The sequence below is a fragment of the Streptomyces pseudogriseolus genome, from assembly GCA_002154585.1.
Taxonomy (GTDB): Bacteria; Actinomycetota; Actinomycetes; order Streptomycetales; family Streptomycetaceae; genus Streptomyces; species Streptomyces pseudogriseolus.
Genome location: MUNG01000152.1, coordinates 1 through 7,881 on the forward strand (window position 1 = coordinate 1; position 7,881 = coordinate 7,881).

7 protein-coding genes and 1 tRNA gene are annotated in these 7,881 nt (G+C 70.5%); 7 read left to right on the top strand and 1 reads right to left on the bottom strand.

Translation table 11 applies throughout. The annotated features are described in order from the left end of the window. From CCN29_RS15270 to CCN29_RS15280, 3 genes are all read left to right on the top strand, one after another. The coding region (locus CCN29_RS15270; protein WP_143661338.1) for a GlxA family transcriptional regulator at window positions 1-739 on the top strand (739 nt) is incomplete at its 5' end. Between the two features lie 124 nt (window positions 740-863). Continuing rightward, a complete protein-coding gene (gene orn / locus CCN29_RS15275) occupies window positions 864-1,466 on the top strand; it encodes an oligoribonuclease (protein WP_006131557.1) in 603 nt (200 codons plus the stop codon). 119 nt (window positions 1,467-1,585) lie between these two features. Next, window positions 1,586-1,658, top strand: a tRNA-His gene (locus CCN29_RS15280). Between the two features lie 101 nt (window positions 1,659-1,759). Here the strand turns inward: CCN29_RS15280 and CCN29_RS15285 are convergent. Then, window positions 1,760-2,815, bottom strand: a complete 1,056-nt coding sequence (locus tag CCN29_RS15285) for a LacI family DNA-binding transcriptional regulator (RefSeq protein ID WP_031017394.1) — start codon at window positions 2,813-2,815, stop codon at window positions 1,760-1,762. Window positions 2,816-3,158: 343 nt separating this feature from the next. Between CCN29_RS15285 and CCN29_RS15290 the strand changes: the two genes are divergently transcribed. The 4 genes from CCN29_RS15290 to CCN29_RS15305 form a co-directional block, all read left to right on the top strand. Then, a complete protein-coding gene (locus tag CCN29_RS15290; RefSeq protein WP_006131559.1) occupies window positions 3,159-4,517 on the top strand; it encodes an ABC transporter substrate-binding protein in 1,359 nt (452 codons plus the stop codon). 5 nt (window positions 4,518-4,522) lie between these two features. After that, window positions 4,523-5,530: a carbohydrate ABC transporter permease gene (locus tag CCN29_RS15295; protein ID WP_031060224.1), complete on the top strand. Its 1,008-nt coding sequence runs from the start codon at window positions 4,523-4,525 to the stop codon at window positions 5,528-5,530. Between the two features lie 11 nt (window positions 5,531-5,541). Next, window positions 5,542-6,447: a carbohydrate ABC transporter permease gene (locus CCN29_RS15300; protein WP_006131561.1), complete on the top strand. Its 906-nt coding sequence runs from the start codon at window positions 5,542-5,544 to the stop codon at window positions 6,445-6,447. A 115-nt stretch (window positions 6,448-6,562) separates the two neighbouring features. Further along, window positions 6,563-7,881: GH1 family beta-glucosidase (locus tag CCN29_RS15305; protein WP_086682457.1), on the top strand; the 1,319-nt coding region annotated here is incomplete at its 3' end.

Consider the following 7,881-nt stretch of genomic DNA (forward strand, 5'->3'; position numbering starts at 1 on the left):
GCTGTTCGTGGACGACGGCGACGTGCTGACGTCCGCGGGCACCGCGGCCGGCATCGACCTGTGTCTGCACATCGTGCGCACGGACCACGGCAACGAGGCGGCCGGCGCGCTCGCCCGGCGCCTGGTGGTCCCGCCGCGCCGCAGTGGCGGCCAGGAGCGCTACCTCGACCGGTCTTTACCGGAGGAGATCGGCGCCGACCCGCTCGCCGAGGTCGTCGCCTGGGCGCTGGAGCACCTCCACGAGCAGTTCGACGTGGAGACGCTCGCCGCCCGCGCGTACATGAGCCGCCGCACCTTCGACCGCCGGTTCCGCTCGCTGACCGGCAGCGCGCCGCTGCAGTGGCTGATCACGCAGCGGGTGCTCCAGGCGCAGCGCCTGCTGGAGACGTCGGACTACTCGGTGGACGAGGTGGCGGGACGCTGCGGCTTCCGCTCGCCGGTCGCGCTGCGCGGGCACTTCCGGCGCCAGCTCGGCTCGTCCCCGGCCGCCTACCGGGCCGCGTACCGGGCCCGGCGTCCCCAGTCCGAGCGGGGCCAGGACGCCGAGACCGCGCCGGGCGCCCCGTCGGGCGGCGTCCCGGCGGGCCGGCCGGAGAGCGCGGGGCACCATCCGGTGCCGCAGCTGCACCCGGACGGCGGGCTTCCGCACCAGTCGCGCCGTCCGGCGGCGGCCGGCGCGCTGGGGGCACCCCTGACCGCGTCGGCGCCGGGCGTCCCGGGACAGCGCGGCGCGCACTGAGACCGACCGGCGTGAGGGCCGGAGGCCGTGTGCCTCCGGCCCTCACGGCTGTGCGGGAAGATCCGGGGAATCCTCGCTTCACCACCCGGTCCGGCCCGGCGTCACGCACCGTAGGGTGAGACACATGAACGATCGCATGGTGTGGATCGACTGCGAGATGACCGGCCTCTCGCTGTCGGACGACGCGCTCATCGAGGTGGCCGCCCTCGTCACCGACTCGGAGCTGAACGTGCTCGGCGAGGGTGTCGACATCGTCGTCCGCCCGCCGGAGCGGGCCCTGGAGACGATGCCGGAGGTGGTGCGCGCGATGCACACGGCGTCGGGGCTGCTGGACGAGCTGCCGAACGGCACGACGCTGGAGGACGCCGAGGAGCGGGTCCTCGCCTACATCCGGGAGCACGTCAAGGAGCCCGGCAAGGCGCCCCTGTGCGGGAACTCCGTCGGCACCGACCGCGGCTTCCTGCTGCGCGACATGCCGACCCTGGAGAACTACCTGCACTACCGGATCGTCGACGTGTCCAGCGTGAAGGAGCTGGCCCGCCGCTGGTACCCGCGGGCGTACTTCAACAGCCCGGAGAAGAACGGCAACCACCGGGCGCTCGCCGACATCCGCGAGTCCATCGCGGAGCTGCGCTACTACCGCGAGGCGGTCTTCGTGCCGCAGCCGGGACCCGACTCCGACACCGCGAAGAAGATCGCGGCGAAGTACGTCCTGCCTGCTCAGTAGGGGTGCCGAGAGGGCTCGAGGGGGCCGCGCGGAAAGGCGTGCGCGAGCACCCCTTCGGACCCTGTACACTTTTTCTCGGCCGGTCGGGGAAGTCACTGATCTCCCGGAAACAGGCCGTGGTGGGTGTAGCTCAGCTGGTAGAGCACCTGGTTGTGGTCCAGGATGTCGCGGGTTCAAGTCCCGTCACTCACCCTCACCGCAGAAGCCGGTGACCTCGCGGAGGTCACCGGCTTCCGTCATGTCGGGGGCCGTGGCGGGCGCGGACGGAGCCGCCCGCGCCCGGCGGCACGCGCTCAGGACGAGGCGCGCTCCACCAGTTCCGTCGCCAGCACCATCTGACGCCGCTCCAGCTCCCGGGTCGCGGACGGGCGGCGGTCGGCGACTTCGCGGAGCAACAGGTCGGTCATCGCCCGGCCCATCTCCTCGATCGGCTGGCGCACGCTGGTCAGCGGCGGCTCCATGTGGCGGGCAATCGCGGAGTCGTCGTACCCGACCAGCGCCACGTCGTCGGGGATGCGGCGGCCCGCCTCGCGCAGCACCTGGCGGGCGCCGGCCGCCGTGACGTCGGAGGCGGCGAAGACCGCGTCCAGGTCGGGGCGGCGCTCCAGCAGGGCCTGCATCGCGCGGCGGCCGCCGCCCTCGGAGAAGTCGCCCGGCTCGATCAGCAGCTCGTCCACCGCGTGGCCGGCCTCGCGCAGCGCGTCCCGGTAGCCGTCGACGCGGCGCTGGGCGCCGTAGACGTCCAGGCGGCCGGTGATGTGGGCGACGGTGCGGCGGCCCCGGGCGAGGAGGTGCTCGACGGCCTGGCGGGCGCCGCCGTAGTTGTCGGAGTCCACCGAGGTGAGCGTCTCGTCGGCGGAGCGGGGGCCGCTGATCACGGCGGGGATCTCCAGCTGGGACAGCATGTCGGGCAGCGGGTCGTCGGCGTGCACGGAGACCAGCAGCACGCCGTCCACCCGGTGCGCGGCCAGGTACTGGGCGAGCCGCTGCCGCTCCCGGTCGCTGCCCGCGAAGATCAGCAGCAGCTGCATCTCGGTGTCCGTCAGCGCGGCGCCGACGCCGCGCAGCATGTCGGAGAAGTAGGGCTCGGTGAAGAACCGGGTCTCCGGCTCGGGCACCACGAGCGCTATCGCGTCGGTGCGGTTGGCCGCGAGGGCGCGGGCGGCCGTGTTGGGGACGTAGCCCAGCTCGGCGACGGCCGCCTCGACGGCGGCGCGGGTGGCCTCGCTGACCCGCGGGGAGCCGTTGATCACGCGTGACACGGTGCCGCGGCCCACTCCGGCGCGCGCCGCCACCTCTTCGAGGGTGGGGCGGCCACCGCTCCGGCCCCGCACTCCGTGGCTTGCCATCCGCCCCCGCCTTCCTTTGTGTGTCACCCTGGCCTGGAATGTAACAGCCCCGGCAGTGACGGTGACCAGCCGCGAGGGCGTCCGCGCGGACCTCGGCGTTCCGGAGGGGCGGCGCCCCGGGCCAAGTTAACGGGCAGATAACTGAACGCACTTTGCCGCGTCTGTTCCCTTGACACCCCCGCCCGGACCCGCGACTCTTCAACACATCACTTGTGGGAGCGCTCCCACAGTACCTGACACATACACAACCCGCACGTTCCCCGCCCGAGCCGCAACGCGCAGAATACGGGTCAACAACGCCGTTGGCCGGGGGGTCGGCACGTCAGGGCAACAGGAGGACGCAATGCGAGCACGTACCCTGCCCCTCACCAGGCAGCGGTCGGGCGGGGGGAAGCCCTTCGCCCGCAAGGCGCTGGCGGTCGCGGCCGTCGTGTCGCTGGGCACCGGGCTGCTGGCCGGCTGCGCCGACGACGGCGGAGACGACAGCTCCGGTGGTTCCTCGTCCGGCGAGGGCAAGACCACGATCACCCTGGGTCTGTTCGGCACCATGGGCTTCAAGGAGGCGGGTCTCTACGCCGAGTACGAGAAGCTCAACCCGGACATCAAGATCGAAGAGAACGTGGTCGAGCGGAACGAGAACTACTACCCCGCTCTCGTCAACCACCTGACCACCAACAGCGGGCTGATGGACGTGCAGGCCATCGAGGTCGCCAACATCGCCGAGGTCGTCGGCACCCAGGCGGACAAGTTCACGGACATGTCCAAGGTCGAGGGTGTGAAGAAGGAGGGCTGGCTGCCCTGGAAGTGGGAGCAGGCCACCACCAAGGACGGCCAGACCATCGGTCTCGGCACGGACGTCGGCCCGATGGCCATCTGCTACCGCAAGGACCTCTTCGAGAAGGCGGGCCTGCCCAGCGACCGCGCGGAGGTCGGCAAGCTGTGGGCCGGCGACTGGAACAAGTTCATCGCCACCGGTGAGAAGTACAAGAAGGCGGCCGGCAAGGACACCTTCTTCATGGACTCCCCCGGCGGCCTGCTGAACGCCGTGCTCAGCAGCGAGAAGGAGAAGTTCTACGACGCCGAGGGCAAGGTCGTCTACAAGACCAACCCGGCCGTCAAGGACGCCTTCGACCTGACCGCCGAGGCCGCCGAGAAGGGCCTGGTCCAGTCGCAGACGCAGTTCCAGCCCGCCTGGGACACCACGATCGCCAACAGCAAGTTCGCCACCGTCGCCTGCCCGCCGTGGATGCTCGGCTACATCAAGGGCAAGTCGAAGTCCGACGCGGCCGGCAAGTGGGACGTCGCCGTGGCCCCGAAGTCCGGCAACTGGGGCGGCTCCTTCCTGGGCGTGCCGAAGAGCGGCAAGAACGTCGAGGAGGCGCAGAAGCTGGTCGCCTGGCTGACCGCGCCCGAGCAGCAGGCCAAGCTGTTCAAGGTCCAGGGCAGCTTCCCGAGCGCCCCGGCCGCGTACACCAGCCCCGAGGTGACCGGCGCCACCAACGAGATGACCGGTGACGCGCCGATCGGTGAGATCTTCTCCGAGGCCGCCAAGCAGATCCCGGTCCAGGTGATCGGCCCGAAGGACCAGATCATCCAGCAGGGTCTGACCGACAACGGCGTCATCCTCGTCACCAAGGGCAAGTCCGCCGACGAGGCGTGGGAGACGGCCACCAAGACCATCGACAACAACCTGGACCAGTGACCCGCATGGCCACCCGCTCCGACATCGCCGCGTCCCCCGTCAAGGGGGGCGCGGCCCCGGGCCGTACGCCCGGCAGCCCCGCGGGCAAGGAAGACCGGCGCCGGGCCAAGCTGTCGCGCCGCTGGCAGCGCGACGCCCGCTGGAGTCCGTACGCGTTCGTCTCGCCGTTCTTCCTGCTGTTCGCGGCCTTCGGGCTGTTCCCGCTGATCTACACCGGCTGGGCCTCGCTGCACCAGGTCGAGCTGACCGCGCCGACCGACATGAACTGGGTGGGGCTGAAGAACTACACCCGGATCTTCGACGACGACTTCTTCTGGAACGCGGCGCAGAACACCCTGACCATCGGCGTCATCTCCACCGTTCCGCAGCTGATGATCGCCATGGGCATCGCCCACATCCTCAACTACAAGCTGAGGGCGTCCACGTTCTGGCGGGTCGCGATGCTCGCCCCGTACGCCACCTCGATCGCCGCCGCGACGCTGGTGTTCGTGCTGCTCTTCGGCCGTGACTACGGCATGATCAACTGGGCGCTCGGCGCCGTGGGGATCGACCCGATCGGCTGGCAGGACGACAAGTGGCCCGGCCAGATCGCCGTATCCACGATCATCATCTGGCGCTGGACCGGCTACAACGCGCTGATCTACCTGGCCGCGATGCAGGCGATCCCGCAGGACCTGTACGAGTCGGCCGCGCTGGACGGCGCCAGCCGCTGGCGGCAGTTCCTGCACGTGACGCTGCCCTCGCTGCGTCCGACGATCCTGTTCACCGTGGTCGTCTCGACGATCGGCGCCAGCCAGGTCTTCGGCGAGCCGCTGCTGTTCGACCCCAACAAGGGCGCGTCGGGCGGCGCGGAGCACCAGTTCCAGACGCTCGGCCTGTACCTGTACGAGCAGGGCTGGGTCAACCAGCACCTGGGCCGTGCCTCGGCGATCGCCTGGACCATGTTCGCGATCCTGATCGTCATCGGCATCATCAACCAGCTCATCTCGCGCCGGCTGCGCGCCAGCAGTTAAGGAGTGTGGCCGTGACGACGACTGCGACGCCCCCCGAGACACCGATCGTCAAGGAACAGAAGCGCTCGCGCCTGCCGAAGTCGGCGCGGGCGGGCGGCACCCTGCACGGCGGACCGCTCGCGTACGTGATCCTCACCGTGTTCACGCTCGTGTCGCTGTTCCCGCTGGTGTGGACCGCGATCGCCGCGTCCCGTGACAACCAGCGCCTGGCGGAGAACCCGCCGCCGTTCTGGTTCGGGTCCAACCTGTTCAAGAACCTGGAGATCGCCTGGCAGGACGCCAACCTGGGCGAGGCGTTCCTCAACACCACCATCGTGGCGGGCATCTCCGCCGCCACCATCGTCGTGCTGTCGACGATCGCCGGGTTCGCCTTCGCCAAGCTCCGCTTCAAGGGCCGCAACGCCCTGATGCTGCTGGTGATCGGCACGATGATGGTGCCGCCGCAGCTCAGCATCATCCCGCTGTACATGATGGTCGCCAAGCTGGACTGGACCGACCAGCTCCAGGCGGTCATCTTCCCGTCGCTGGTGAGCGCGTTCGGCGTGTTCTTCATGCGTCAGTACCTGCTCCAGGCGCTGCCCGACGAGGTCATCGAGGCCGCGCGGGTGGACGGCGCGAGCAGCTGGCGCGTGGTGTGGCACGTGGTGTTCCCCGCCGCGCGGCCGGCCATGGCCGTGCTCGGCATGCTGATGTTCGTGCAGGCGTGGAACGACTTCCTGTGGCCGTTCCTGGTGCTGACGCAGACCGGCAACCCGACCGTGCAGGTCGCCGTCGCGGGTCTCGGCCGCGGGTACACCCCCGACCAGTCCCTGATCATGGCGGGCGCGCTGCTCGGCACGCTGCCGCTGCTGCTGGTCTTCGCGATCTTCGGCAAGCAGATCGTGGGCGGCATCATGCAGGGCGCGGTCAAGGGCTGACGCCCGCACCCGAACTCCGGTGGGGCCGGGTCGCCACCGCCTCGGCCCCCTTCCTTCCTCTCACGTATCCGTCGGTCGTCCACGACCCCAATGCGACCTCTATGGGAGCGCTTCCATGACTGACTCCGCCACGCCGGCGAACCCGGTGACCTTTCCTCCGGCCTTCCTCTGGGGCGCCGCGACCTCCGCGTACCAGATCGAGGGGGCGGTGCGGGAGGACGGACGTACCCCTTCCATCTGGGACACCTTCAGCCACACGCCGGGAAAGACGGCGGGCGGCGACACCGGTGACGTCGCCGTCGACCACTACCACCGCTACCGCGACGACGTGGAGATGATGGCCGGCCTGAACCTCCAGGCCTACCGCTTCTCCGTGTCCTGGTCCCGGGTGCAGCCCACCGGCCGCGGCCCGGCCGTGCAGCGCGGCCTGGACTTCTACCGCAAGCTGGTCGACGAGCTGCTGGAGAAGGGCATCAAGCCGGCCGTCACCCTCTACCACTGGGACCTGCCGCAGGAGCTGGAGGACGCGGGCGGCTGGCCGGAGCGCGACACCGCCTACCGCTTCGCGGAGTACGCGCAGATCGTGGGCGAGGCGCTCGGCGACCGCGTCGAGTCGTGGATGACGCTCAACGAGCCCTGGTGCAGCGCCTTCCTGGGCTACGCCTCCGGGGTGCACGCCCCCGGCCGCACCGACCCGGCCGCCGCGCTGAAGGCCGCCCACCACCTGAACCTGGCGCACGGCCTGGCCACCAAGGCGCTGCGCTCGGTGATGCCGGTGCGCAACCAGATCTCCCTCAGCCTCAACACCTCCGTGGTGCGCCCGCTGAACCCGGACGACCCGGCGGACCTGGCGGCGGCCCGCAAGATCGACGACCTGTCGGGCGGCATCTTCCACGGCCCGATCCTGCACGGCGCCTACCCGGAGACGCTGCTGGAGGCCACCTCATCGGTGACCGACTGGTCGTGCATCCAGGACGGCGACCTGGACACGATCCACCAGCCGATCGACGCGCTGGGCCTCAACTACTACACGCCGACCCTGGTGTCGGCCGCCGACCCGGACGACAAGGGCCCGCGCGCCGACGGTCACGGGGCGAGCGAGCACTCGCCGTGGCCCGCCGCCGACGACGTGGCCTTCCACCAGTCGCCGGGCGAGCAGACGGAGATGGGCTGGTCGGTCGACCCGACCGGGCTGCACGAGCTGATCATGCGCTACCACCGCGACGCTCCCGGCCTGCCCCTCTACATCACGGAGAACGGCGCCGCCTACGACGACAAGCCGGACGCCGACGGCAAGGTCCACGACCCGGAGCGCGTCGCCTACCTGCACGGCCACCTCTCCGCGGTGCGCCGGGCCATCGCCGACGGCGCCGACGTGCGCGGCTACTTCCTGTGGTCCCTGATGGACAACTTCGAGTGGGCGTACGGCTACGA